Source organism: Allobosea sp. CRIB-10, assembly GCF_900112185.1.
Classification (GTDB): domain Bacteria; phylum Pseudomonadota; class Alphaproteobacteria; order Rhizobiales; family Beijerinckiaceae; genus Allobosea.
The window spans coordinates 15,320-39,563 of sequence record NZ_FOKP01000030.1; the positions used below are offsets into that span (position 1 = coordinate 15,320).

Sequence of the window (24,244 nt, forward strand, 5' to 3'; positions counted from 1 at the left end):
GAGAGACGGATTCGCCGATCAGGTTGGTTCAACCTGATCGGATCCGGCTCTCGCGGCGCTGTCCCGCGTTCCGGCTCAATTCCGCCCTCGCCGCGCCGAAATCCACCGGACAAATCGCGGCCGCTTGATTTGTCGGGGGATCACCATGATGAAGACCGGACTGGCCGCAGCCTTGATGTTCGTGCCGAGCTTCGCCGGCGCCGCCGAGATCGAACTCGCCTCGAAGATCGACCGCGTCACCGTCTACCCCGACGGCGCGGTGGTGACCCGGCTCGGCAAGGCCTCCCTCTTGGAAGGTGTCTCGCAGATCGTGCTGCGCGGCCTGCCCGCCAGCGTCGACCCTGCGTCGATCCGGGTCGAGGCGCAGGGCGACGGGGCCTTCTCGATCGGCGCGGTTGATGTCCGCCAGGTTCCGGGCGAGGCCCGTCCCGCCCTCGACCAGGTGCTCGAAGGCAAGATCCGGGCGCTGCAGGGCGAGAAGGCCAAGCTCACCGGCGAGGTCAGCGCGATCGAAACGAAGCGCGCCACCATCGAGAATTTCGGCAAGATCGGACCCGACAAGCTCGGTCCCGACGGCAAGGTCCTGCCCGTCAGCGACTGGCCGGCTGTGTTCGACGCGATCGGCACCGCTTTGGTCAAGGTCCAGGGCGAGTTGCTCGGCCTGCGCAACCGCATCTCCGATCTCGACGCCGAGATCGCCGCGCTTGAGAAGGCGAGGCCCGTGGCGCCGCGCGCCAGTCAGCCCAAGCGCGACGTCACCATCGCCGTCGAGGCGAAGGCGCCGGTCGCGGCCGATATCGCCGTGAGCTACCGCGTCGCCGGCGCAAGCTGGCTGCCGGTCTATGAGGCACGCCTGACGACGGGCAACGCCAGTGGCGGCGCCGAGATCGCCTTCACCCGTCGCGCCGAATTGCGCCAGCGCTCCGGCGAGGATTGGAGCGAGGTCGCGGTCGAGCTCTCGACCACACGCTCGGCGCAAGGCACGCGGGCGCCGGAGCTCAACCCGCTGCGCATCGCCTTCTACGAGCCCCCGGTGGTCTATGAGGAGCGGGCGCGCCTGCAGAGACAGGACTCCGAGCGTGCGGCGCGGCCGCCTGCTCTTGCGATCGCACCGGCGCCCGCCGCGCCCGACCAGGCTATAGGCGCCGCCGCGCCGAAGCCGGCGGAGGTGCAGACCGCCAGCGTCAGCGCCGGCGCCTACCAGGCGAGCTTCAAGGTGCCGGGCCGGGTCACCGTCCCGCAAGACGGCTCCAGCAAGGCGGTGGTGCTGACGCAAGGCAAGATCAAGCCGGAGCTCTCGGCGCGCGCCACGCCAGAGCTGGAGGAGAAGGCTTATCTCGAGGCGAGCTTCACTCATGAGGACGAGGCGCCGCTGCTCGCCGGCGAGGTCCATCTCCACCGCGACGGCGCCTATATCGGCAAGGGCCGGCTCGGGCAGGTCGCGCCGGGCGACAAGGTCGAGCTCGGCTTCGGCGCCGATGATCGCCTCAAGGTGACGCGCGTACCGGTGCGCCGGCGCGAGAACGATTCCGGCTGGCTCGGCCAGGCGCGCACCGACCAGCGCGAGTTCAAGACGGTGGTGAAGAGCCTGCACGCCCAGCCAGTCAAGCTGACCGTGACCGAGCGCGTGCCCTTCTCCGAGAACAGTGCGATCACCGTCGAACTGCTGTCGCAGAGCACGCCGCCGACCGAAAAGCAGGTCGGCGACAAGCGAGGCGTCTCGGCCTGGAGCTTCGAGCTGGCGCCGGGCGCGCAGAAGGAGATCCGCCTGGCCTACAGGATCAAATATCCCGGCGACCGCGAGGTGATCTTCGATCAGCCGCGGCGGTAGATATTCCCTTCTCCCCTTGCGGAAGAAGGTGGCCGCGTAGCGGCCGGATGAGGGGTCGCGCTGCGCTTTCCGTCATGCTCGCCCTTGTGGCGAGCATCCACGTCTTGAACACTGGGCTCGGTGAAGGAAGACGTGGATGGTCGGGACAAGCCCGACCATGACGGTGTCATTCCGCCGCGATCGCCTGCCAGCCCTGACCGAGCTCCTGCTCGACCAGCCCGACCCAGTAGCGCACGCCGGCGGGAATGATCTCGTCGTTGAAATCGTAGAGCGGGGTGTGCAGGCCGGCGAAGGAGCCGTCGGCCGCGACGCCATTGCCGATGCGCATGAAAGCGCCGGAGCAGACCAGCATCATCTCGGCGAAATCCTCACCGCCGGTGCCGCGCAGCATCTGGCCGTTGACATGCTCGGGCCCGACCGCGGTCGAGGCTGCTGCGACCGCGACCCTGACCTGCTCGGCCGCGTTCACCAGCGGGCTGGTGCCACGATGGTAGTGGGCCTGCGCCTCGCAACCCCAGGCCTGTGCCGTCGCGGCGGCGAGCTCGGCGATGCGGCGCTCGACCAGATCGCGCACCTCCTTCGAATAGGTCCGTGCCGTGCCGCCGATGACGAGTTCGGACGGGATGACGTTCGAGGCGTTCGCGTCGCCGCCATGGATGAAGCCGACGCTGATCACGGCCGTGTCGAGCGGCGCGACATTGCGGCCGACGATGCCCTGCAGGCCGAGCACGAAATGCGCCTGTGCATAGGTGATGTCGGTCGAGCGGTGCGGCTGCGAGCCGCCATGGCCGCCGACACCGCGGAAGGTCACCCGCCAGGAATCGGCCGCCGCCAGGAACGGGCCGTCCGCCGTGCCGAAATGCGAGGCGGGCAGGCCGGGCGTATTGTGCAGGCCGTAGATCGCATCGCAGGGGAAGCGCGCGAACAGCCCGTCGGCGAGCATGGCGTTGGCGCCGCCGCGACCTTCCTCGGCCGGCTGGAAGATCAGGTTGACCGTGCCGCCGAAATCCCGGTTCTCGGCGAGGTAGCGGGCGGCGGCGAGCAGCATGGTGGTGTGGCCGTCATGGCCGCAGGCATGCATCCGGCCGGGAAATTTCGAGGCGTGCGGCAGCCCGGTCAGCTCGTCCAGCGCCAGGCAATCCATATCCGCGCGCAGGCCGATGGCGCGCTGGCCCGGCTGGTTGCCGCGGATGACGCCGACGACGCCGGTCTGGCCGACGCCTTCCGTGACCTCGACGCCCCATTCGCGCAGCTTGTCGGCGACGAGCTTGGCCGTGCGATACTCCTCGAGACCAAGCTCGGGATGCGCGTGGATGTCACGGCGGATCGCCGTGAACTCGGCGTGGTGCGCGCCGAGCCAGTCGTCGAGCTTCGTCATGAATGTCGTTCCCCAGCCTGCGGCGTTCTTGTGCAGGCATGGCTCATGCCATCGCCTGTCGCCGCCCTCTCTGTCTCATACGCCCGATCGGCGCCAAGTCATTCTGCGAGCACGGCAAAACAGCCATGCTTCCGGGGAGTGACGGCGGTCGGAGTGGTTGGAGCCCGAGTAGACGTTTCCCGAAGCCTTCATCCCGAGGAGGCCGCGTCAGCGGCCGTCTCGAAGGATGCTCCAGGAGGCTCCGGAGACAACTGGAGCACCCTTCGAGACGCGCCCTGCGGGCGAATCAGGATGAGGGCTGAGGTTCCAAACGGGCTACCTGGGAAAAGGCGCTCAGCCCGCCATCGCGACTTCGGCGCCGCGGCCGAGATCGGCCATCCATTGGCGATAGCGCGGCTGCATCTCGAGCTGATGAGCATAGTGCCGGCGCAGCGCGTCCGTGAGCCGGCCGCCGCGCTTCAATTGCGCGTCGGCGAAGCCGATCATCACCGAGTTCGGCCAGGCCTGCGGCCGGATCGTCCGCAGGCGCGCGAACAGGGCATCCTCGCCTTCCTCAGCTTCCACCAGGGCCATCAGCGACAGCATCGCCGCGGTCGAGCGCGAAATGCCCATATGGCAATGGACCAGCAGATGGCCCTCCTGCCGCTGAATGGCCGACTCGCGCAGCTTCGCGCCGAAATCGAGGATCTCGGCGACGTGGGCGTCGGTCGGATGCACTCGGCCTTCCTGCGGCGTGATGATGTCGTGGAAGCGCAGCGTCGTCCGCTCATGCGCCTCATAGGCCACGAAGGATTGCAGCTCCGGCAGGTCGGGATCGAGCAGCGACAGCACATGGCTGACCTTGCGCGTGCTCTGCGCCGGCAATTCCTCGATCCCGCAGATGGTGAGCGTCGAAATGGCGATGGGCAGCATCGGCGTTTGTTCCCGGTCTCGAAGACGCCGGGTTAATCCGCCCTGGCGGCAGCCGCAACCGCGATCGCCGCAGGGCTGCCCTGCCCGTCAATGCTTGACCTCGTAGCGTAGCCACTGGATGCCGTCGCCCAGCGTCTGCGCCTCGGTGAGCGAAAGAGTGCTGCGCGCGCCGTCGGCGAAGAGCCGCCCGCCGGCGCCGAGCGCAACCGGATAGACCATGAGGTTGTAGGCGTCGACCAGCCCGGCGTGCTGCAGGCCATGGACGAGCTTCAGGCTGCCATAGACCAGGATGTCGCCGCCGGTGCCATCCTTCAGCGCCGCGATGGCGGCGAGCGCATCGCCCGCCAGGATCGAGGTACCCTGCCACTCGGCGCTCGTCAGCGTCGTCGAGGCGACATGCTTCGGCAAGGCGTTGATCTGGTCGGCGAACGCGCTGTCGGTCACATGCGGCCAGACAGCCGCGAAGGCGTCATAGGTCCGGCGGCCGAGCAGCAGTGAACTCGCCGCATCGAGTTCCTCCTGCTTCAGCCGTTCGCCTTCCGGCCCGCGCGTGAACGGGCCGGTCCAGTCGCCGAGGCCGGAATTCTCCATGCCGACCGGATCCTCGATGACGCCGTCGAGCGAGATGTACTGGGTGACGACGAGCTTGCGCATGCTGCTTCTCCTGCGATCCGCCGGGCAGCGTTGCGCTGCCCCTTCTGCCCTGACGTCGAAGCAGGAACCGTGAAATCGACAGGGCCCGTGAAATTCTTTCCCCGGCTTTGCGCCCGTCAGCCTTGACCTTGCCATTCTCTTGGCCGAAGAGGGCTTGCAAGGACCTCACCCGAAACCCCGGCCTTGCGCCGGGGTTTTTGTTCGTGCGGGCGCTTGCGCCAACAGCAAAGAGGGAATCTCCTCCATGGCGAACGTGGTCGTGGTCGGCGCCCAGTGGGGCGACGAGGGCAAGGGCAAGATCGTCGACTGGCTGTCGAGCCAGGCCGATGTGGTGGTGCGCTTCCAGGGCGGCCATAATGCCGGCCATACCCTCGTCATCGACGGCACCGTCTACAAGCTCTCGCTGCTGCCTTCGGGCATCGTGCGCCCCGGCAAGCTCTCGGTGATCGGCAACGGCGTCGTCGTCGATCCCTGGCACCTCGTCGAGGAAATCGCCCGGCTGCGCGCGCAGGGCGTCGCGATAAGTCCTGAGAACCTGCGCATCGCCGACAATGCGACGCTGATCCTGCCGCTGCACCGGGAGCTCGACCATTTCCGCGAGACCTCGAATTCGGCGCTGAAGATCGGCACGACCAAGCGCGGCATCGGCCCGGCCTATGAGGACAAGGCCGGCCGGCGCGCCATCCGCGTCATCGACCTCAAGGACGAGACGGTCCTGAAGGCCAAGATCGAGCGCCTGCTTGCCCACCACAACGCGCTGCGTCGCGGCCTCGGCATCGCCGAGATCGACGGCGTCGAGCTGCTGAAGCAGCTCACCGAGATCGCGCCGCAGGTGCTGCCCTATGCCGACACGGTCTGGGCCCTGCTCGATGCGCAGCGCCGCGCCGGCAAGCGCATCCTGTTTGAGGGGGCGCAGGGCGCGCTGCTCGACGTCGACCACGGCACCTATCCCTTCGTGACCTCCTCCAACATCGTCGCCGGCCAGGCCGCGACCGGCTCCGGCCTCGGCCCCTCCGCCGTCGGCTATGTGCTGGGCATCGCCAAGGCCTACACCACCCGCGTCGGCGAGGGCCCGTTCCCGACCGAGCTCTTCGACGAGATCGGCGAATTGATCGGCCAGAAGGGCAAGGAGTTCGGCGTCGTCACCGGCAGGAAGCGCCGCTGCGGCTGGTTCGACGCCTGCCTGGTGCGCCAGACGGTCAAGACCTCCGGCATCGACGGCATCGCGCTGACCAAGCTCGACATCCTCGACGGCTTCAAGGAGATCAAGGTCTGCACCGGCTACAAGCTCGATGGTGAGATCCTCGAGCATCTGCCGGCCGGCCAGCGCGACCAGGCGAGGGTCGAGCCGATCTACGAGGTGATCGAGGGCTGGGAAGGCTCGACGGCGGGCGCCCGCTCCTGGGCCGAGCTGCCGGCGCAGGCGATCAAATATGTGCGCCGCATCGAGGAACTGATCGGCGCCTCCGTCTCGGTGCTGTCGACCAGCCCCGAGCGCGACGATACGATCCTGGTCCAGAACCCGTTCGAGGGTTGACGGGCCGGGCCAACGCGGACATGTGAGGCCAATGGCCGATTTCCACCCCATTCTGGCGCGTGCGATCGCCGGACTGACCGACAAGTCGCCGGAAGCGCGCCGCGCCGTCTATGACCGGGCGCGCACGGCGCTGCTCGCGCAATTGCGCAGCCTCGACCCGCCGCTCTCGGAAGCCGACATCACCCGCGAGCGGCTCTCGCTCGACGAGGCCGTGTCGCGCATCGAGGCCGAGATCGCGCTCGCCGAGGCGATCGAGCCGAGCCTGCCGCCTCTCCCCCTGGACGAGCCGGCGCCGGCTCCTGCCGCTCCGCCGGAACCGAAGCCGCGTCCGGCAATGTCGCAGGAGACGCCGCGTTTCGAAGAGCGGACCGCTTCGCATGAGGATGCGCAGCCGATCCGTCCACGCGTCGCCCCGCGGCGCGAGCGCAGCGTCAATCCCGGCCATGTCCGCACCGCCATCGTCGGCGGCGGCGTCGCGCTTGCCGTGGCGGTGATCGCCGGCGCCGCCTACTACGTCAACAAGATCGCCCCGCAGGACCAGCAGGTCCGGCCGCCGCGCGTCGAGACGCAGGCGCCGCAGGCGCAACAGGAACAGGCCGGCAAGATCAGCGAACGCGCCGGCGGCGAACAGGCCCCAGCGCCGAGCCAATCCTCCGGCCAGCGCCCGAACCAGCAGGCGGGCAGCCCGGCAGGCAACGACATCACGGTCGCCCAGCGCGCCATCCTCTACATCGAGGTCCCAGACGCGCCGCAGCAGCCGCGTACCGTCCAGGGTCGCGTTCTCTGGCGGCTCGACAGCGACAGCGCCGGTGCCGGCCGGCCGGTCGAGACGATCGTGCGCGCCACCATCGAGATCGCCGATGCCGGGCTCTCGCTCGACTTCACCATCCGGCGCAACACCGATACCGCCTTCCCGGCCTCGCACATCATCGGCATGCGCTTCACCACCACAGGCGAGGCCGCGAGTGACACGATCCGCGAGGTCGGCGTGCCGCAGTTCAAGCTCGAGGAGGGCGAGCGCGGTGCCCCGCTCTCGGCGATCGCCTCGGCCTTGGGCGAAAACCTGTTCGTCGCCGCCCTGTCGAACGTGCCGGTCGAGGCCGAGCGCAATCTCGACCTCCTGCGCAATCGCAACTGGCTCGACGTGCCGGTGCGCTTCGCCTCCGGGCGCCGCGGCATCATCACCTTCGAGAAGGGCAGCGCCGGCAACCAGACGATCGGCGACGCGCTGAACCGCTGGCAGGGTTGAGGCGAGACGAGCGCCTCAACGCCGCGGGTTCGATGCCCGCTGCCGGGTGACCTCGAGCATCACAGGGTCCTTGCCCGCAGCGTAGTCGGCGAAACGCGGCGCGATCGTCACGTTCGGCCGGAGATCGCCGGCTGGCACGCCGTAAACGTAGTTCAGCAGGAAGCAGGTCTTTATCTGCGACAGGCTGCAGCCGTGTTCCCAATCGTGGAAGGCGGTGGTGTAGCGCACCGCAAGCTTCGAATTGGGCAGCAAGGTGGCTCCGCCCTCGCCCCAGAACCGCGAACGGTCGCCCATAGCCTCTCCGAAGATGACGGCGCGTGCTCCGGCATAATATTTCAGCCGCGCCGCCGTGCTGATCGCCGCCGAGAACGTGTTCGCGCTGGTCAGGATGAAGAGCCTGCCGTCCGGCGGCAGAAGCTCCGGCAGCCGGCGCGTGAAATCGGCGGTCAGGGTGTAGTCGCCGCCGGAATTGAAACGCAGATCGACGATGGCATCGCGAACGGGCTTCTTCGCCGCGGCATCGAGAATGTTGGCCAGATGGGCGGATAGACCGACCGGGGGCTGATCGCCCACCCGGTTGATTTGGACGTAGAGAAGATCATCAGCCGGATAGGCGTGCCAGTAATTTGCGTCGAGGCGCGTGAGATAGGTCGGCAACGCGACGCCATCCAGCACATGCCGCCATCCGTTCGCCAGGCCTAGAGGACTCAAATTGCCCTTCGGCCATAAAAAGCGATTGTGAGGTGCCTGCGTAGCCGCATTGGCCGCGATATCCACCGAGCCAGCGCTTCCGCCAGCCATGCGGATCTCGAAGGTGCTGCCATCGGCCGTCACTGCCAAGCCGGCAGCATGCAAGAGCTCTGGCGAGATCAGGAAATTCGGCACGAACTCCCTCGCCAGATTGGCGGGGCCGCCGACATGAGGGCGCAACGCCTCGACCAGGGCGGCAATCGAGCGCCCGTTCACGCCAAGCACCTCGCCGCCGAGGAGCTGACGTCGCTCATAATCCGTGGCGATCACGAACAGCCCGTCGGCGAACCAGCTCAGTCGGATCGGCACGGCGTTGAAGCCGCGATCGCCGGCAAGCCCGAGCACATTGGTATGGCCGTTGTCGGCCAGAGCCACCGCCTTCGCTGCCGCCATCGCCAGACCGGCCCGGTCGAGCTCGCCGGCGCGCAGCTCGAGCGCTGCGACAGCCTGGTCGAACGCCACGCGGCTTTGCGCGGTGAAACTGCGCTCGACCTCCGGCAGGCGGCGCAGATGGGTGAGGTCCTGGAGGTTCCTGTCGCGCTGGGAGGCGGCCGCGGAACCGCTCGCCGCCGGATAGGGCTTCAGCATCGGATAGAGGATGACGCCGAGAGGGACTGCAACGAGGGCAAGCAAAGCTGCCACGCCAGCCAGCAGCCTGAGCCCGCTCCGACGCCACGAGCGCCTGGGAACCTCACCATCTCGTCGCATGGCCTGGCCGGTCTCCACCGAATGGCGCCACGCTTATCATCGATCGGGACAGATGGCGGCAGTACGGAACGGCGCGGCCGCAGCTGGGCTCAGCCCCCCGACACCTTCTGGTAGTCCTTCACATCGGAGAAGCTGATCTCCGGCGCACGCTCGGCGTCGTATTTCAGCGTGAACTGCGACGAGGCCATGAAGACCGGGTCGCCGTCGAGATCGTCCGCCATCGAGGACGGCTTGGCCGCCGTGAACTTCTGCAGCGCCGCCTTGTCGTCGCTGGAGACCCAGCGCGCGATGGCGAACTGGCAGGGCTCGAAATCGACGGGCAGCGAATACTCCGCCTCCATGCGCTCCTTCAGCACGTCGAGCTGCAGCGCACCGACGACGCCGACGATGGCCGGAGCGCCGTCATGCGGCAGGAAGAGCTGGACGACGCCCTCCTCCGCCATTTGCTGCAGCGCCTCGCGCAGCTTCTTGGCCTTCATCGCGTCCTTGAGCTTGACGCGGCGCAGGATTTCCGGGGCGAAGCTCGGCACGCCGCGGAAGACGATGTCCTCGCCCTCGGTCAGCGTGTCGCCGATGCGCAAAGTGCCATGGTTCGGCAGGCCGACGATATCGCCGGCAAAAGCCTCCTCGGCGATCGAGCGATCGCGGGCGAAGAAGAATTGCGGCGCGTTGATCGGCATCGGCTTGCCGGTCCGCACCAGCTTGGCCTTCATGCCGCGCGAGAGCTTGCCCGAGCAGATCCGCATGAAGGCGATGCGGTCGCGATGGTTCGGGTCCATGTTCGCCTGGATCTTGAAGACGAAGCCGGTCATCTTCGGCTCGCCGGCCTCGATCGCCCGCTTGTCGGCCTGCTGAGCGCGCGGGCTCGGCGCGAGGCGCCCGAGCGCGTCGATCAGGTCGCGTACGCCGTAGTCGCGCAGCGCCGCGCCGAAATAGACCGGCGTCAGATGGCCCTCGCGGAAGGCTTCGAGATCGAAGGGCTTGCAGCCCTCGCGCGCCAGGAAAACCTCCTCGCGGAAGGTGTCGGCGGCGCCATGGGGCAGGAGCTCGTCAAAGAGCTTGTCGTCCTCGCCGTCGACCTTCTGGCCGGCATCGCTCTCGTCGCCCTTCTGGTTGCGGCGCAGCGTGTTGCTGGCGAGGTCGAGCGTGCCGACGAACTCGCGCCCGCGCCCGACCGGCCAGGTCATCGGCGCGACGTCGAGTGCCAGCGTCGTCTCGATCTCGTTGAGCAGGTCGAAGGGGTCTCGCGTCTCGCGGTCGACCTTGTTGATGAAGGTGACGATCGGGATGTCCCTGAGACGGCAGACCTCGAACAGCTTCTTGGTGCGCGCCTCGATGCCCTTGGCCGCGTCGATCACCATCACGGCCGAGTCGACCGCCGTCAGGGTCCGATAGGTGTCTTCCGAGAAGTCCTCGTGGCCGGGCGTGTCGAGCAGGTTGAAGACATGCCCGTCATATTCGAAGGTCATCACCGAGGTGACGACCGAGATGCCGCGCTGGCGCTCGATCTTCATCCAGTCGGACGAGGTCTGGCGCCGGCCGGCCTTGGCCCGCACTTCGCCGGCGAGCTGGATCGCGCCGCCGAAATAGAGCAGCTTCTCGGTCAGCGTGGTCTTGCCCGCGTCCGGGTGCGAGATGATGGCGAAGGTCCGCCGGCGCGCATGGGGCGCCGCCGCGGTCGTCGCGCTGTCGATGGTCGAAAGATCGGTCATGGCGTGGTCAAGACAGGATGCGGCCGCGCGAGTCAATCGCGCGAAGCGTCATCGCGATGCGACAATCCCTGCGTTCATGACATGCGTTCCAACGCAAATTTAACCAAACCCTGCCATCGTGGCTGCCGGGTTTCCCGCTGCGCACCGAGACGAAGCCGCAGCCTGCCGCTTCGCGACACAGATGGCCACGCTGCGCACCATCTCGAGCCAAATCCTCGCCGCGATATCGCTTCTCGTCATTGCCGCTGCTCTCGCCATCGGCCTCGGCGTCCACAGCCTTGGCCAATACGCCAGGGTGACCGATGAGATGCAGGCGGCCTCGCGCCGCTCCAGCATCGCAGAGCGCATCAATGGTCTGGTCAACGGCGTGGTGATGGAATCACGCGGCATCTATATGAGCGCCGACAGTGCCGAGGCAGAGCGCTTCGCGCCGCTCTTGCTGCAAGGGCTCGCCGAGATCACGCTCCTGATGGAGGAATGGCGGCCGTTGGTCGACGATCAGGACCGTGCCGCCTTCGCCAGCGTCGACACCGGCATGCAGGACTTCATCCGCTTCCGGCGCGAGATCGTCCGCCTGGGCCGGGCCGGCTCGATCGCCGCCGCGCGTGAACTCGGAAACAACGAGGCCAATCGCGACAATCGCAAGATGCTGAACGACGGGCTCAGGCGCATCGCGGGCAGCTATGACGGTCGCAGCGCCGCGCTCGACACCAGCCTCGAAGCGATGCAGCGCGACAGCGTCGACCTGCAGATCGGCGTCGGCTCGCTCGCCGTCCTGATCGGCCTCAGCCTCGCCTTGCTGGTGGTGAACCGGCGGGTCGCGCGTCCCTTGCAGAGATTGGCGACGGCGATGCGCGATCTGGCCAGTGGCGGCTGTGTCACCTCGGTGCCATTGGTCCAGCGACGGGACGAGATCGGCGACATGGCGCGCGCCGTCGAGATCTTCCGCGATCACGCCCAGGCCCGCGAGACGCTCGAAGCTGCCGCCACGCAGGCCGAAGCCGGCCGCGCCGCACGTCAGCAGCGGATCGGCGAGGTCGTCGCCGCCTTCGATGCACGGCTCGCCGATGCGCTGGAGACCGTCGAGACCGGCGCCCACACCCTGGAGGGCGCGGCGCGAGCGGTGAGCGAGATCGCCAGCGCCCGCACCGTGCAGATCGACGGAGCGCAGAACGCCTCCCAGGATGCCTCCGACAAGGTTCAGCATGTCGCGGTCGCGGCCGAGGAGCTGTCGAGTTCGATCGCCGAGATCGCCGACCGCGTGACGCGGGCGAGCGCCATGGTCAGCGGCGCGGCCCAGGAAGCACGCGATGTGAGCCGCCGCGTCGACGGCCTGGCACATGCCTCCGAGCGCATCGTCAGTGTCATCGACCTGATCCGCGACATCGCCGAGCAGACCAATCTGCTCGCACTCAATGCAACGATCGAAGCGGCGCGGGCCGGCGAGTCCGGGCGTGGCTTCGCCGTCGTCGCCGCCGAGGTGAAAACTCTGGCGAGCCGCACGGCCGAGGCGACGAACGGCATCGCCAGCCAGGTCGAGGCTTTCCGAAGCGAAGCCAGGGATGCCGTCGCCGCGATCGGCGCGATCGCCACAACGATTACCGAGGTTTCGCAGCACACCGGGGCCATTGCCGCCGCGACCGAGCAGCAGAAGAGCACCACTTCGGAGATCGCCCGCAGCGCCCAGGCGACCGCCGACGGCGCCGCGACCGCGGCCCTGGCGCTGGGCAGCCTCGCCGCCGCCTCGGGCGAGGCGACCAGCGCCGCCTCCGACACGTTGCGCACCGCCGAGAACCTGGCGCGCGAGGCGGAGGCGCTGCGCGGCGCCGTCGCGACCTTCTTCAGTCAGATCAAGGCGGCCTGAAGCGGCCGCCCGATCGTCAGTTCTTCAGCCGGTAGCCGGTCTTGAAGATCCAGGCGATCACAGCGATGCAGGCCCCGAGAAAGACCAGCGTCATCGCCAGGCTGACCTCGATGCCGACATCGGCCGTGCCGTTGAAGCTCCAGCGGAAGCCGCTGATCAGGTAGACGACCGGATTGACCAGCGTCACCGCCCGCCAGAACGGCGGCAGCATGTCGATCGAGTAGAAGGAGCCGCCGAGGAAGGTCAGCGGCGTGATCACCAGCAGCGGAATCGCCTGCAGCTTCTCGAAGCCGTCGGCCCAGACGCCGATGATGAAGCCGAACAGGCTGAAGGTCGCCGCCGTCAGGATCAGGAAGAGCAGCATCCAGACCGGGTGCGCGATCTTCAGCGGCACGAACAGGAAGGCGGTGGCGAGGATGAGCAGGCCGAGCAGCACCGACTTCGTCGCCGCCGCTGCGACATAGGCGAAGACCGCCTCCCACCACGCGACCGGCGCAGAGAGCAATTCGAAGATCGTGCCGACGAATTTCGGGAAATAGATCGCGAAAGAGGCGTTGGCGATGCTCTGCGTCAGCAGCGAGAGCATGATCAGGCCCGGCACGATGAAGGCGCCATAGGGCACGCCGTCGATCGCCTGCATATGCGAGCCGATCGCCGCGCCGAAGACGACGAAATAAAGCGAGGTCGAGATCACCGGCGAGAGCACGCTCTGCAGCGGCGTGCGCCAGGTGCGGGCCATCTCGAAGCGATAGATCGCCTTGATCGCGTGGAGATTGACGCTCATGCGTTCGCCCTCAGAAGGCCGACGAAGATGTCCTCGAGCGAGGACTGGCTGGTGCGCAGGTCCCTGAAGCGGATGCCGGCCTCGGCCAGGTCCTTCATCAGCGCAGTGATGCCGGTGCGTTCGGCCTTGGTGTCGTAGGTGTAGACGAGCTCCTCGCCCTGCGCCTGCAGCGTCAGCCCGTAGCCGGACAGGGGCTCCGGTACTGCATCCAGACGCGTCTGGAGATGCAAGGTGAGCTGCTTCTGGCCGAGCTTGCGCATCAGCTCGGCCTTCTCCTCGACCAGGATGATCTCGCCCTTGCTGATCACGCCGACCCGATCGGCCATCTCCTCGGCCTCCTCGATGTAATGCGTGGTCAGGATGATGGTGACGCCGCTCTCCTGCAGCCGCCGCACCAGCTTCCACATGTCCTGGCGCAGCTCGACATCGACGCCGGCGGTCGGCTCGTCCAGGAAGAGGATCTGCGGCTCATGCGCCAGCGCCTTGGCGATCAGCACGCGCCGCTTCATGCCGCCCGACAGCGTCATGATCTTGCTGTCGCGCTTGTCCCAGAGCGAGAGGTCGCGCAGCACCTGCTCGACGATGGCCGGGTTCTTCGGCTTGCCGAACAGGCCGCGACTGAACGACACCGTCGCCCAGACCGTCTCGAAGGCGTCGGTGGTCAGCTCCTGCGGCACGAGGCCGATCCGGCTGCGCGCGGCACGGTAGTCGCGGATGATGTCGTGGCCGTCGGCGAGAACCGTGCCGGTGCTCGGCCGGACGATGCCGCAGACGATGCTGATCAGCGTCGTCTTGCCGGCGCCGTTCGGTCCGAGCAGGGCGAAGATCTCGCCGCGCCTGATGTCGAGGTCGACGGTCTTCAGCGCCTGGAAGCCCGACGCATAGGTCTTCGACAGGCCGGATATCTGGATGATCGGTTGCATGGGCGAACGCTATACTCGCAGCACGGCAAATGGGTGAAGGCGGGATGGTGCCGTTTCGCCCTGCCGGCACGACATCCCGCTAAACAAGAATGGCCGGGCAAGCCCGGCCATAGCAAGTCCTTCTACCAGATCCTGTCAGCGCATGAAGAACCAGAGCAGGATGATGATCGGAATCGGAACGCCCACCAGCCACAGAATGATCGAACGCATCGACGCTACCCCCTTGATTGCCATCGGATGAAGATGACGGGACAACGTCGATACGCCGCCGGCGGTTCCGCCGCCGGGAGTCGATCTCACTTATAGGCGATGCTGTCGACGAGCGCCTTCATCGCCGCGTCATGCTCCTTGTCGCCCTCGGGCGAGGCCCAATAGGTCATCATGATGATCTTGCCGCTCGCCACGTTCGGATTGATCGCGATGTAGCGGATGATCGAATCGCCGTCCTTGCTCTTGGCCTTGAGCTCGGTGAAGGACCAGGCCTTGCCCTTGACCTCCTGCTTCATGGTCTCGGAGGCGCCGGTGATCGTCACCCCCTGCTTGTCGAAATAGCCGTTGTGCTCCTTTTGCACCGCATCGAGTTCGTCGGGCGCGATCAGCTCGAACCAGATATAGATCTCCTCGTCGGGCGTCTTGATCTCGACGCCGCGCTTGACCTTCGCGGTCGTCCAGGCGTCCGGCACCGTGACGACCGCGACCGGATCGGCTTCGGTGATCTGGAGCGCTCCGGCCATGGCCGGCAGCCCGGCAAAGCCGGCGAACGCAAGCGCCAGCGCGAAGACGGTCTTCCTCAACATGAGTGTTCTCCCCCGGGATCGACCAGGCCGCGCGCCCCTGCGCGCGCCGCGATCCGCCGAGCCCGAGGGTGTGTCACAGCCCGCCGCGATAACAAGGCAGGCAAGCCGCGTTTCAGGCCGGTTCGGCTGCGGTCGGGTGCCAGAGAGGTTGATAGCCGTTCACAAGCGCGGCCAGGGACGACGGCGGCGTGACAACGGCGACCGGACCGGCAGGCCGCGGCCTGCTCGCGACATAACCCGACGGCGACCAGAGCAGGGCCTGCCCGTCACGCAAGGCGTGGAACTCGCCCTCGGGCGTGACGAACATCGCCCCATCCGGCAAACTCTCCGCTGGCAGCCGGTGCAGGCGCTTCCCGCGGCCCGTCCGGCGCTCGCTATCGAGCCGCTCGTCGATCGCGGGGAAGAGCGGCACTTCGGGAAGCCCGAGCCCTGCGACCAGCGCTGCCCGGTAGGCATGCGCATCACCGCGTCGGCATTCGACGCAAGGACGGTGTCCTGCGGCCAATGCAGTCACCTCGTCGCAGAAGAACAGCTCGGTGTAGTAGCGGCCCCAGACATCGCGCTGGCGGCCCTTGAACGAGAGCACGCAGCAGATCCATTGCCTGGTCGCGAACAGCCGCATCGGCAGTGCCTTCGTCGCCGGATCATGGAACTTGCCACCGCGATTGCCGAACAGCAGCCCGCGTGCCGGATCGGCGAAGAGCGAGCCATCGGGGCGGACGCGGTTGGGCAGGGGCATGGAGCGAGCCTAACCGCGTCCCGCGCCCGATTTCGTCATCAGCCTTTGCTCGGCTCTCCCGGCAGCCAGTCGAAATCGCGCAATTGCGCGAGCAGATAGCCGCAGCTCTCCGGGAATGTCGCGAGCGGCAGAAGCGTCTCCTCCGCAGCCTCGGAGCGTGCCTTGGCATAGGCGCGCGACACGATCTCGCCCGCCTTGGCCGCCAAGGACGGGCTTTCATCCTCCAACGTGTCGATCTCGGTCCGCTGAGCCCGAATCGTGACCTGCCACGAAACGCTTCGCTTCTCCGGCTGATATTGCCATTTGAGCAGATGCCGGATCAGCACGCGATAGGCTGAGGAGAGAGCGCGTTTGTCGCTGCGGCCCAAGCTCTCGATCTCCTCGATGATGTTCGGCAGGTCGAGCTCGGAGAACCGCCGCTGACGCAGCAGCTCCGCCTGTTCGTAGCTCCAGAGATAAAAATCAGCCTCGTAATCCGAAGCCGGTTCGTAAAGCGGCTTCTGCTTGGCGTAGCCCATCATCGCGCTCCCGCTGACGTCGACGAGAATAGCGCGGACATGCCCCGGTACAAAGCGAACCGGGGCATGGCCCCTCCATTTTCCTTGCGACACCTTTCCTTGCGACACCGTGCCGGGCTCGCGGGCTGCGGCGCTTTCCGGCAAGCTGCTTGCGTGCGGACAAAGCCGAGAGCAGGCGCACGAAGGGGCAAAGCTGCATGGACGGGACCACCGAAAACGGCGCGCCGCCGCTGCTCGCGCATCCCTCGCGCGGCGCCATCCTCGGCGAGATCCACGCCCGCCCCTTCGCGCCGCTTTCGACCCCGCAGCGACTGCTGCATTTCGCCTTCATGACCGACCAGGCCCAGGCCGCCGCCGACCGAGACGCGCTCTCACGCTTCTGCATCGAGCGGGGCGTGCCCGGCCCGGCAGAGGGCGCCAAGCATCATCGCACCAGGCTCGGCGAAACCAGCCTGCGTTGGGAGCAGCACAGCGAGTTCACCACCTATACCTGGGAGTTGTCCTCGCCAGGCTCGATGCCCTTCCTGCCGGCGACCGCCGTCCTGCCGCACGGCATGCATGCCCTGCCGCAGCCGGGGCCGCATCTAGTGGCGGTCGACCTGCATCTGCTGCCGGAAAGGGCGGCGCCCGAACTCGATGCCGTGTTCGATGCGGCCAGCCTGGCCGCATCGCTGGTCGATGGCGAGGCGGCGATCGCCGCGACCGATTTCCGCGCTGGGGCCGACGGCTTCGTCCGCATCCTCGTGCTCGATCGCCAGCTCACCCCGGCCAAGGCCGGCGCGTTGGCGCAACGGCTGCTGGAGGTCGAGACCTATCGCGTTCTTGCTCTGCTCGGTCTGCCGGACGCACACCGCCTCGCTCCTTCCGTGCGCCATACCGAGGAGGTGCTGGTGCGCATCGCCGGGACGATGATGCAGACCGACGGGCTAGCCGCCGACAATGCCCTGCTCGACGAGATGACCGCCCTCGCCGCGACGCTGGAATCCGAGGTCGCTGCGTCCAATTTCCGCTTCGGCGCCAGCCGGGCCTACAACGAGATCGTGCAGCAGCGGCTCGTGGCGATCGGCGAAGCGCCCTATGGCGGCTGGCCGACCATCGCCGCCTTCCTGTCGCGGCGCATGGCGCCGGCGATGCGCACCTGCCAGATGCTGCAGCAGCGCCAGCTCGACCTGTCGCGCCGGCTCGCCCGCGCCGCAAACCTGCTGCGCACCCGCGTCGACGTCGCGCTCGAACAGCAGAACCGCGACCTGCTCGCGGCGATGAACGACCGCACCCGGCTGCAATTGCGCCTGCAGCAGACCGTCGAGGGGCTCTCGGTCGCGGCGATCGGCTATTACGTCGTCAGCCTGTTCGGCTATCTCGCCAAGGGCGCCAAGGACGCCGGCTTCCTGCCAGTCGATGTCGGCATCGCGACCGCGCTGTTCGTGCCGGTCGCGATCCTCGCCGTCTGGCTGATGGTCCGCCGCATCAGGCGCGGCCATAGCGATGGCTAACGCTGCACGATCACCTTGGTCCCCGGCCTGACGCGATCGTAGAGATCCGTCACGTCGCGATTGGTCATCCGGATGCAGCCCGACGAGACCGCGGCCCCGATCGTGTCGGGCTCGTTCGAGCCATGGATGCGGTAGAGGCTCGAGCCCAGATAGATCGCCCGCGCGCCGAGAGGATTCTCCATCCCGCCTTCCATGTAGCGCGGCAGGTCGGGTCGGCGCTTCAGCATCGCCGCCGGCGGGCGCCAGTCCGGCCATTCGCGCTTGCGCGAGACGATCTTGGTGCCGGACCAGCTGAAACCCTGCCGGCCGACACCGACGCCATAGCGGATGGCCTGCCCCCGTCCGAGCACATAGTAAAGCCGCCTCTGGCTGGTCGAGACCACGATCGTGCCGGGCGCCTGCTTGCCGCTCCATGGCACGATTTGGCGCGGCACCGGCTGTTCGCTGAAGATGTTGAGGAAGTCCGCGAGGCCGCGGCTGATCGGGTTGGAATAGGCCGACGCAGGCGTAGCGAAAGCGAGAGTGGCGGCAGTCAAGACAATGGCGCGCAGCATGATGATCCCTGCAACGCCCCCCGCCGGGATTTAACCGGAAGAGGCAAAGCAGGGTCAACCCCGGCTCAACCGCGCAGGCCGGCAGTAATCGAGCGGCGATAGGACAGCGCCGCCGGAATGAGCGCCGCCAGCGAACCGAGCAGCAGGATGAGCCCGACCTGGGCGAGCTCCGCCGACCCCAGCGCGAAGGAGAGCCTGAGGCCCGTCTGCGCCTCGAACAGGCCGGAGACCGCGAGCGTCGCCGCGGCACCGAGGCCGAGCCCGGCGAGGCAGCCGGCCGCGACCAGCCCGACCATGCCGAGCCAGACCACCAGCAGGACGTAGGCTCGCGGCGCACCGAGCGCGCGCAGTACGGCATAGCGCCGCCGTCTCAGCCCGGTCACCGCGACGAGCAGCAGGAAGATCGCCGCCAGGATCAGCACGGCGTTGAGCACGGAGGCGACGCTCAGCACCTGCCCGACATCGCCGAGCGTCCGATAGAGCCCGACCAGCACCTCGGCCGGGAAGAAGGCCATGGTGCCGCCCTGCCGGTAGCGCGCCCGCAGCGCATAGGCGTCGGCGACCGCCTTCGGTTTCACCACCAGCGCCGGCACGCCGGGAATGCGCTGGCCGTCGAAGGGCGGGCCGAGCGCGGCGCCCTCCCCGGCATGGCCGTTGCCGAGCCCGTGCACCTCCCACACGCTTTCTACCGGCACCAGGATCGCCCGATCGAAGGGCGAGCCCAGCCGCGGCAGGCGGCCGACCGCGACATAGGCATGGCCCTCATGGCGATGGCTCGCCTCTTCGGCATCGGCGACGCCGCGCTTCGGCCAATGCCCGGCGATCGCATGCGAGGGCTCGATCTTGTCGCCGAGTCGGTAGGTGACGTCGGCACCGAGCACCGCCTCACCCGCGCGCACGAACAGCCGGCCCTCGCTCGGCTGCAGGCGCCCCCAGCGGCTGGCGAAGGCGACCGTCGTGCCGATCACCGGATGGCCGCGGGCGATGTCGCCGAAGGCGAGCGGCGCGACGGCGGCGACGCGCGGATCGCGGGCGAGCTCGTTGAGCAGGCGCCCGCCGATCAGCGGCAGCGCCTCCGGCTGCAGGTAGATCGCCGACATCAGCAATTGCATCTGGCTTCCGGGCGCGCCAATCAGCAGGTCGAAATCGTCCGCCGCCCGGGCCGAGGCCTGGCGCAGCGCCCGCTCCTGAGCGCTGATGGACACGCCGATCGCCACCGCCAGCGCGACCAGCGTCACGATCGCGGCAGCCGTCCAGCGCAGCGCCCTGAGGTCGGCGATGACCATCGGCAAAGGATTCACGCCGCCACCTTCAGAATCAACGGCCCGTCGCCGATCGCCGCGACATGCTGCATCCGCGCCAGCAGCGCCGGATCATGCGCGGCGCAGAGCAGCGTCGCGCCGCTCTCTTTGGCGACCTCGACCAGCAGCGAGCCGACCTCGGCCGCATGGACGGGATCGAGGCTCGCCGTCGGCTCGTCGGCGAGGATCAGCGCCGGTGCGTTGAACAAAGCCCGTGCGATCGCGACGCGCTGCTGCTCGCCGCGCGAGAGCACGGCGGCGCGCCGGCGCAGATCGGTCAGCCTCATGCGCTCAGCGAGGAAAGTGGCGCGCGCGACCTGATCGCTCGTCTGCCGCCAGCCCGAAAAGCTTGCGGGCAGGGTGATGTTGGCGAGCACGTCGAGCTCGGGCACGAGATGGAAATCCTGGAAGACGAAGCCGACCGTCTCGCGCCGCCAGCGATCGCGCGCCGCCCCCGGCAATGCGGAGACCACGACATCGCCCCAGCCGATGCTGCCGGCATCGGGCAGGAAGAACCCGGCAGCGAGATGCAGCAGCGAAGTCTTGCCTGAGCCGGAGGGGCCGCGCAGGCCGATCAGCGCACCGGGCGGCACCCTGAAATCGGGAATGTCGAGCACCCGGAAGGGCCGCCCGTCACCGTCGCGATGATCGACCTGGATGCCGGAGAAATTCAGCGGCTGCGCCGCGCTGACTAGCCGTTCAGACACTGTGGAAGCCGGCATCGACGAGCCTGACCTGGCTGACGAAGCCGGTCTCGGCATCGGTCGAGGAGCCGATCTCGAGCCGGCCGCTGACCGCGACCTTCTGGCCAGCGCTGACCATTGGCGTCGCCGCGCGCATGAAGACCACGACGATATCGACCGGCCAATCGGCGTCCGACTGGCAGAACGGGCAGATCGCCAGCGGCTCGCGCGTCAGCACGAAGAAATGGCTCTCCGGCTTCAGCGGCGGCGCCATGTAGCCGAGCATCCTGACCGGCTTGCCGCGCAGCGAGGTCGCCCGGTCGGAAAACTGGAAGCCGAGCACGCCGAAGGATTTGTAGAGACCGTCGAAGGTCAGAATCTCTGCCTCGGCCGCGACTACGCGCAGCGAAACGGGCAACGCCGCGAGCCCGGTGAGGAGCCCGCGGCGGGAGAGTGCACGGCGCCCTGACGGGCGCCGGTCTGATGCGTCGCTTATCACTTGCCGCCGAGGGCCAGCGCCTCCGCCATGACGCGGAAGACGAAGACGTTCGGCTTGTGGCCGCGGAAGCGCTCGGCGCCCGGGCCCATGGCGGTGAGCAGCACGTCGTCGGCCGCATGGACGCCGGAATTGGCGTCGAAGGGCAGGTTGCCCTGCTTGCGGGTGGCGAGCGGCAAGGTGCAGTCCTTCTCGTTGGCGACATTGGTCTTGCCGTCGGGGCCCTTCACGGCCGGGACACGCTCGCCATCGAGATAAGGCCGGCCGGTATCGCAGGTGTCCGGATAGCTGCCGAAGGCGATGGCAAGGCGGCGCGAGGTGTCGACCTTGGTCGGGTAGCCATCGGCATCGCGCGGGCCGTAGTTCGGCGGCAGCGAGTCGTGGTAGGTGCCGAGCTTGTCGCGCAGGAGCTGGCCCGGGCGATCGTCGTCATAGGTGCCGATGATCGATATCGGATGGGCGTGGTCGGGCACGACGATGATCAGCGTGTCGTTGCGATCGCCGGCGAACTCCTTGGCGACCTTGACGGCGTTGTCGAGCATGATCGTGTCGAACACCGCGCGCTCCCAGTCGAGCGAGTGGCTGTACTTGTCGATGCGAGCCGATTCCACCATCAGGAAGAAGCCGTCCTGTGCCCCTTTGAGCATCTCGATCGCGGCCTTGGTCTGCTCGACCACGTCGGGCTGATCCGGGAACTTCGAGATCGAGCCCTTCTTGGCGAGGCGCAGGTCGAAGGCGCCGTCGATGTTCGAGGTGTTGTAGAGGCCGAGCAGCTTCTTGGAACCGCCCGCGACGGCCGCGTTCATCTCGGTCTTGGTCGTGGCGAGGGTGTAGCCCGCCTCCTTGAACTTGGCGATGAAGTCGAGATCGTCGGTGCGCTTGGTGCCCGGGGTCGACTTCGGCAGGAAGTTCGGCGAGCCGCCGCCCATGATCACGTCCGGCTTCACGTCGAAGAACATCTTGACGATGTCGTTGTAGTCCGAGCGGCGGCGGGTATGGGCGACCATCGCGGCCGGGGTCGCATCCTCGATCTCGGCATTGGTGACGACGCCGATCGCCATGCCCGAGCGCTTGCGCTTGATCACCTCGGAGATCGTCTCGACCTTGGGATGGTCGAGCGTCAGCGCGTTCTTGGCGCAGTAGATGCCGAGCGCGTTGACGCAGGACTTGTGGCCGGTGGTGTAGGCGCTCGCCGAGTTGGCGCTGTCGGTGACGACCGAGTCGGTGCCCGAGGTCGAGATCAGCGCCATGTGCGGCATGTCGTCGATGGCGAGCTCGCCGCCATAGAGGCCCTGCTCCCAGCCCTTCGACAGAATGCGCGCCGCGGTGCGATGCGCAACGGAGAGGCCATCGCCGACGAAGAGGATGACGTTCTTGGCCTTGCGCTCAGCCGTCGCGTAGACGGTCCAGTTGACGGTGGCCTTCTCGCTGCCTTGCGTCGCCTCGATGACGTACTGGCCGGCCGGCAGCTGCGCGCCGCGCAGCCACAGCGCCGAATGCTTCTGGCCTTCCTCGTTCTGGATGAACTGGACCTCGCGGCCGAAGGCCTCGGCGATCGGCTTGCCGTTGATCGTGACCTTGACGTCGGCCGAGGCCGGGGCGTTCGGGAACTCGACCTTGAAGTCGAAGCGCGAGCCCTCGAGAATCTCGGCCCGGGTCAGCGGATAGATGGTTTGCGCCGTCGCCGGCGCCACGCTGGCGAGCATCGCCGCCGCCATCAGCCAGGTTCGCTTCTGCATGATCGTCTCCGCCCCATGGGAAAGCCAGGTCGGCAGAGCGTTAGGAGCGTCAGATGACAGGGTGATTACTGAGATCTCGGTTATATTTGTTATGTTATAACACTTCAATATTGCCGAGATCGTCGAAGCCGAACTTGGTTTCTTCCTGCATCCGGCAAGCAACGAACTGTAGCAGGACCTGTGCTAAGCCCGCATCGCGATGGGAGACAATGCATGAGCACCGCAAGCGACGCCCGCTTCTGGGACCGGTCTTCGAAGAGCTATGCCAGGTCGCGGATCTCGGATCAGGCTGGATATGAGCGCACACTGGAACGGACGAGCGGCTTGTTGAAGCCGGACGACAGCGTGCTCGAACTCGGCTGCGGCACCGGGACGACGGCGCTGCGCCTCGCAGACGGGGTCGAGAGCTATCTGGCAGCGGATCTCTCCGCCGGCATGATCGCCATTGCGCAGGAGAAGCTCGCCGCAAGCCCGATCGCAGGTCTCGCCTTCCGCGCCGCGACGGCCGAGGCGCTTGCTTCAGAAGCCGCTCGCTTCGATACGGTTCTCGGCTTCAATTATCTCCACATGGTCCGCGACCTCACCGGCACGCTGCGCAGCATCCATGCCCTGCTCGCGCCCGGAGGCCTGTTCATCTCCAAGACACCCTGCCTCGGCGACATGAACCCGCTGATCAAGCTCGCTTTGCCCCTTATGCAGATGATCGGGAAGGCTCCCTATGCCGGCGTCTTCAGCGCGCAGGAGCTGAACGACCTCATCGCCGCGGCAGGCTTCGAGGTCGCCAGCACGGAACGCCATGCGAGCAAGGGCAAGGACACTCGCCCCTTCATCGTCGCGCGCAGGACATAGCGTGAGAAGGCGGGACCGGACGGAGCTATTCGCACACGCTCGCGTTTCGATCAGGGAGCATCGGGCAAGCCAGGACTCTCCTGACAACTCCTGACATATCGCCGCCCTATCAGCCTCGTCATCGCACGAGGAAACGCCGAAAGGGACATCGCATGCTGACCTTCTATCACGCGCCGCAGTCGCGCTCCTTCTCGATCCTCTGGCTGCTCGAGGAGCTTGGCCAGCCCTATGAGATGGAGATCGTCGACATCCGCGCGCAGAGCGGTCCGCCGGAGAGCTATCGCGCCATCCAGCCGCACAAGAAGGTGCCCGCGATCGTCCATGACGGCGTCACCGTCACCGAACGCGCCGCGATCTGCCTCTATCTCACCGAGCAGTTCCCGGACGCCGGGCTGGCGCCGGCCATCGGCGATGCCGACCGCCCGGCCTTCCTCACCTCGCTGGTCTATACCGACGCCGTGCTCGACCCGATCATCGCGACCTCGGTCCACAAGTTCCAGTACGAGGCGCGCGGCTTCTCCTTCGGCTCGCATGCCGACACGGTCGCCAATCTCGCGAAGAAGCTCGGCGAACATCCTTATGCCGCCGGCGAGCGCTTCACCGCCGCCGACACCCAGCTCGGCGCCGGCATCCATTTCGGCATGAACATCGTCGGCGTGCTGCCGCGCCTGCCGGTGTTCGAGGCCTATATGGGCCGGATGATGGAGCGGCCCGGGCTGCAACGGACCCTGCAGAAGGACGGCACGCTGGAGCCCGGCCAGATGCCCTGAGGA

23 protein-coding genes are annotated in these 24,244 nt (G+C 67.5%); 7 read left to right on the plus strand and 16 right to left on the minus strand.

What is annotated here, in order from left to right:
• The first annotated feature begins 148 nt into the window (after positions 1–148).
• Positions 149–1,831 carry a mucoidy inhibitor MuiA family protein gene (locus tag BMZ69_RS26705; RefSeq protein ID WP_175506991.1) on the plus strand — a complete coding sequence of 561 codons (1,683 nt, stop codon included), beginning with the start codon at positions 149–151 and terminating at the stop codon, positions 1,829–1,831.
• A 166-nt stretch (positions 1,832–1,997) separates the two neighbouring features.
• Here BMZ69_RS26705 and BMZ69_RS26710 read toward each other — a convergent pair whose 3' ends face one another.
• From BMZ69_RS26710 to BMZ69_RS26720, 3 genes are all read right to left on the minus strand, one after another.
• Positions 1,998–3,209, minus strand: coding sequence for an amidohydrolase (locus BMZ69_RS26710; RefSeq protein ID WP_092162667.1), 1,212 nt, complete (start codon positions 3,207–3,209; stop codon positions 1,998–2,000).
• Between the two features lie 333 nt (positions 3,210–3,542).
• Positions 3,543–4,121 (minus strand): tyrosine phosphatase family protein, encoded by a 579-nt coding sequence (locus tag BMZ69_RS26715; RefSeq protein ID WP_092162668.1) that lies wholly within the window; start codon positions 4,119–4,121, stop codon positions 3,543–3,545.
• An 87-nt stretch (positions 4,122–4,208) separates the two neighbouring features.
• On the minus strand, positions 4,209–4,775 hold the full coding sequence (locus tag BMZ69_RS26720) for a dihydrofolate reductase family protein (RefSeq protein ID WP_175506992.1): 567 nt from the start codon (positions 4,773–4,775) through the stop codon (positions 4,209–4,211).
• Between the two features lie 244 nt (positions 4,776–5,019).
• On the opposite strand from BMZ69_RS26720, the gene BMZ69_RS26725 reads away from it, so the two are divergent.
• Both BMZ69_RS26725 and BMZ69_RS26730 read left to right on the plus strand, forming a co-directional pair.
• Positions 5,020–6,312, plus strand: coding sequence for an adenylosuccinate synthase (locus BMZ69_RS26725; RefSeq protein WP_092162670.1), 1,293 nt, complete (start codon positions 5,020–5,022; stop codon positions 6,310–6,312).
• Between the two features lie 31 nt (positions 6,313–6,343).
• Positions 6,344–7,561, plus strand: coding sequence for a hypothetical protein (locus BMZ69_RS26730; protein ID WP_092162682.1), 1,218 nt, complete (start codon positions 6,344–6,346; stop codon positions 7,559–7,561).
• Between the two features lie 15 nt (positions 7,562–7,576).
• Here BMZ69_RS26730 and BMZ69_RS26735 read toward each other — a convergent pair whose 3' ends face one another.
• Positions 7,577–8,704 (minus strand): S41 family peptidase, encoded by a 1,128-nt coding sequence (locus tag BMZ69_RS26735; protein WP_139219223.1) that lies wholly within the window; start codon positions 8,702–8,704, stop codon positions 7,577–7,579.
• 404 nt (positions 8,705–9,108) lie between these two features.
• Positions 9,109–10,731 (minus strand): peptide chain release factor 3, encoded by a 1,623-nt coding sequence (locus BMZ69_RS26740; RefSeq protein ID WP_092162684.1) that lies wholly within the window; start codon positions 10,729–10,731, stop codon positions 9,109–9,111.
• Positions 10,732–10,912: 181 nt separating this feature from the next.
• Between BMZ69_RS26740 and BMZ69_RS26745 the strand changes: the two genes are divergently transcribed.
• Entirely contained in the window at positions 10,913–12,595 is a 1,683-nt protein-coding gene (locus BMZ69_RS26745) for a methyl-accepting chemotaxis protein (protein ID WP_092162685.1), read from the plus strand.
• Between the two features lie 16 nt (positions 12,596–12,611).
• Here BMZ69_RS26745 and BMZ69_RS26750 read toward each other — a convergent pair whose 3' ends face one another.
• The 6 genes from BMZ69_RS26750 to BMZ69_RS26770 form a co-directional block, all read right to left on the minus strand.
• Entirely contained in the window at positions 12,612–13,379 is a 768-nt protein-coding gene (locus BMZ69_RS26750) for an ABC transporter permease (protein WP_092162686.1), read from the minus strand.
• The gene (locus tag BMZ69_RS26755; protein WP_092162687.1) at positions 13,376–14,302 is read right to left on the minus strand and encodes an ABC transporter ATP-binding protein; all 927 of its coding nucleotides are present in this window, start codon (positions 14,300–14,302) and stop codon (positions 13,376–13,378) included. The genes BMZ69_RS26750 and BMZ69_RS26755 overlap by 4 nt, the downstream gene beginning before the upstream one ends.
• 135 nt (positions 14,303–14,437) lie before the next feature.
• Complete coding sequence (locus BMZ69_RS31760) at positions 14,438–14,602, minus strand: hypothetical protein (RefSeq protein ID WP_175506990.1); 165 nt, start codon at positions 14,600–14,602, stop codon at positions 14,438–14,440.
• The gene (locus BMZ69_RS26760) at positions 14,599–15,099 is read right to left on the minus strand and encodes a hypothetical protein (RefSeq protein ID WP_092162688.1); all 501 of its coding nucleotides are present in this window, start codon (positions 15,097–15,099) and stop codon (positions 14,599–14,601) included. The genes BMZ69_RS31760 and BMZ69_RS26760 overlap by 4 nt, the downstream gene beginning before the upstream one ends.
• Positions 15,100–15,211: 112 nt before the next feature.
• Positions 15,212–15,838 (minus strand): hypothetical protein, encoded by a 627-nt coding sequence (locus tag BMZ69_RS26765; RefSeq protein ID WP_092162699.1) that lies wholly within the window; start codon positions 15,836–15,838, stop codon positions 15,212–15,214.
• 38 nt (positions 15,839–15,876) lie between these two features.
• Positions 15,877–16,356, minus strand: coding sequence for a DUF29 domain-containing protein (locus BMZ69_RS26770; protein WP_092162700.1), 480 nt, complete (start codon positions 16,354–16,356; stop codon positions 15,877–15,879).
• A 197-nt stretch (positions 16,357–16,553) separates the two neighbouring features.
• Between BMZ69_RS26770 and BMZ69_RS26775 the strand changes: the two genes are divergently transcribed.
• Positions 16,554–17,849, plus strand: a complete 1,296-nt coding sequence (locus BMZ69_RS26775; RefSeq protein ID WP_092162701.1) for a DUF3422 family protein — start codon at positions 16,554–16,556, stop codon at positions 17,847–17,849.
• On the opposite strand, the gene BMZ69_RS26780 is transcribed toward BMZ69_RS26775, so the two are convergent.
• The 5 genes from BMZ69_RS26780 to BMZ69_RS26800 all read right to left on the minus strand — a co-directional run bounded on the left by BMZ69_RS26780 (position 17,846) and on the right by BMZ69_RS26800 (position 22,622).
• Positions 17,846–18,403, minus strand: a complete 558-nt coding sequence (locus BMZ69_RS26780; RefSeq protein WP_092162702.1) for a L,D-transpeptidase — start codon at positions 18,401–18,403, stop codon at positions 17,846–17,848. The genes BMZ69_RS26775 and BMZ69_RS26780 overlap by 4 nt on opposite strands.
• 65 nt (positions 18,404–18,468) lie before the next feature.
• Entirely contained in the window at positions 18,469–19,704 is a 1,236-nt protein-coding gene (locus tag BMZ69_RS26785) for an FtsX-like permease family protein (RefSeq protein ID WP_210188096.1), read from the minus strand.
• Positions 19,701–20,411: an ABC transporter ATP-binding protein gene (locus tag BMZ69_RS26790; protein WP_210188097.1), complete on the minus strand. Its 711-nt coding sequence runs from the start codon at positions 20,409–20,411 to the stop codon at positions 19,701–19,703. The genes BMZ69_RS26785 and BMZ69_RS26790 overlap by 4 nt, the downstream gene beginning before the upstream one ends.
• The gene (locus tag BMZ69_RS26795; protein WP_092162705.1) at positions 20,404–20,805 is read right to left on the minus strand and encodes a hypothetical protein; all 402 of its coding nucleotides are present in this window, start codon (positions 20,803–20,805) and stop codon (positions 20,404–20,406) included. Before BMZ69_RS26795 ends, BMZ69_RS26790 begins: the two co-directional genes overlap by 8 nt.
• A gap of 77 nt (positions 20,806–20,882) precedes the next feature.
• The gene (locus tag BMZ69_RS26800) at positions 20,883–22,622 is read right to left on the minus strand and encodes an alkaline phosphatase (RefSeq protein ID WP_092162706.1); all 1,740 of its coding nucleotides are present in this window, start codon (positions 22,620–22,622) and stop codon (positions 20,883–20,885) included.
• Positions 22,623–22,835: 213 nt separating this feature from the next.
• Between BMZ69_RS26800 and BMZ69_RS26805 the strand changes: the two genes are divergently transcribed.
• Complete coding sequence (locus tag BMZ69_RS26805) at positions 22,836–23,471, plus strand: class I SAM-dependent methyltransferase (RefSeq protein WP_092162707.1); 636 nt, start codon at positions 22,836–22,838, stop codon at positions 23,469–23,471.
• Between the two features lie 152 nt (positions 23,472–23,623).
• Positions 23,624–24,241, plus strand: coding sequence for a glutathione S-transferase family protein (locus tag BMZ69_RS26810; protein ID WP_092162708.1), 618 nt, complete (start codon positions 23,624–23,626; stop codon positions 24,239–24,241).
• The last annotated feature ends 3 nt before the right edge of the window (positions 24,242–24,244 follow it).

Bases quoted from the DNA above. Each gene is read 5' to 3' on its own strand.
- BMZ69_RS26705 (WP_175506991.1), top strand. From the start codon at position 149: ATGAAGACCGGACTGGCCGCAGCCTTGATGTTCGTGCCGAGCTTCGCC.
- BMZ69_RS26710 (WP_092162667.1), bottom strand. From the start codon at position 3,209: ATGACGAAGCTCGACGACTGGCTCGGCGCGCACCACGCCGAGTTCACG.
- BMZ69_RS26715 (WP_092162668.1), bottom strand. From the start codon at position 4,121: ATGCTGCCCATCGCCATTTCGACGCTCACCATCTGCGGGATCGAGGAA.
- BMZ69_RS26720 (WP_175506992.1), bottom strand. From the start codon at position 4,775: ATGCGCAAGCTCGTCGTCACCCAGTACATCTCGCTCGACGGCGTCATC.
- BMZ69_RS26725 (WP_092162670.1), top strand. From the start codon at position 5,020: ATGGCGAACGTGGTCGTGGTCGGCGCCCAGTGGGGCGACGAGGGCAAG.
- BMZ69_RS26730 (WP_092162682.1), top strand. From the start codon at position 6,344: ATGGCCGATTTCCACCCCATTCTGGCGCGTGCGATCGCCGGACTGACC.
- BMZ69_RS26735 (WP_139219223.1), bottom strand. From the start codon at position 8,704: ATGGCGGCAGCGAAGGCGGTGGCTCTGGCCGACAACGGCCATACCAAT.
- BMZ69_RS26740 (WP_092162684.1), bottom strand. From the start codon at position 10,731: ATGACCGATCTTTCGACCATCGACAGCGCGACGACCGCGGCGGCGCCC.
- BMZ69_RS26745 (WP_092162685.1), top strand. From the start codon at position 10,913: ATGGCCACGCTGCGCACCATCTCGAGCCAAATCCTCGCCGCGATATCG.
- BMZ69_RS26750 (WP_092162686.1), bottom strand. From the start codon at position 13,379: ATGAGCGTCAATCTCCACGCGATCAAGGCGATCTATCGCTTCGAGATG.
- BMZ69_RS26755 (WP_092162687.1), bottom strand. From the start codon at position 14,302: ATGCAACCGATCATCCAGATATCCGGCCTGTCGAAGACCTATGCGTCG.
- BMZ69_RS26760 (WP_092162688.1), bottom strand. From the start codon at position 15,099: ATGTTGAGGAAGACCGTCTTCGCGCTGGCGCTTGCGTTCGCCGGCTTT.
- BMZ69_RS26765 (WP_092162699.1), bottom strand. From the start codon at position 15,838: ATGCCCCTGCCCAACCGCGTCCGCCCCGATGGCTCGCTCTTCGCCGAT.
- BMZ69_RS26770 (WP_092162700.1), bottom strand. From the start codon at position 16,356: ATGGGCTACGCCAAGCAGAAGCCGCTTTACGAACCGGCTTCGGATTAC.
- BMZ69_RS26775 (WP_092162701.1), top strand. From the start codon at position 16,554: ATGGACGGGACCACCGAAAACGGCGCGCCGCCGCTGCTCGCGCATCCC.
- BMZ69_RS26780 (WP_092162702.1), bottom strand. From the start codon at position 18,403: ATGCTGCGCGCCATTGTCTTGACTGCCGCCACTCTCGCTTTCGCTACG.
- BMZ69_RS26800 (WP_092162706.1), bottom strand. From the start codon at position 22,622: ATGCAGAAGCGAACCTGGCTGATGGCGGCGGCGATGCTCGCCAGCGTG.
- BMZ69_RS26805 (WP_092162707.1), top strand. From the start codon at position 22,836: ATGAGCACCGCAAGCGACGCCCGCTTCTGGGACCGGTCTTCGAAGAGC.
- BMZ69_RS26810 (WP_092162708.1), top strand. From the start codon at position 23,624: ATGCTGACCTTCTATCACGCGCCGCAGTCGCGCTCCTTCTCGATCCTC.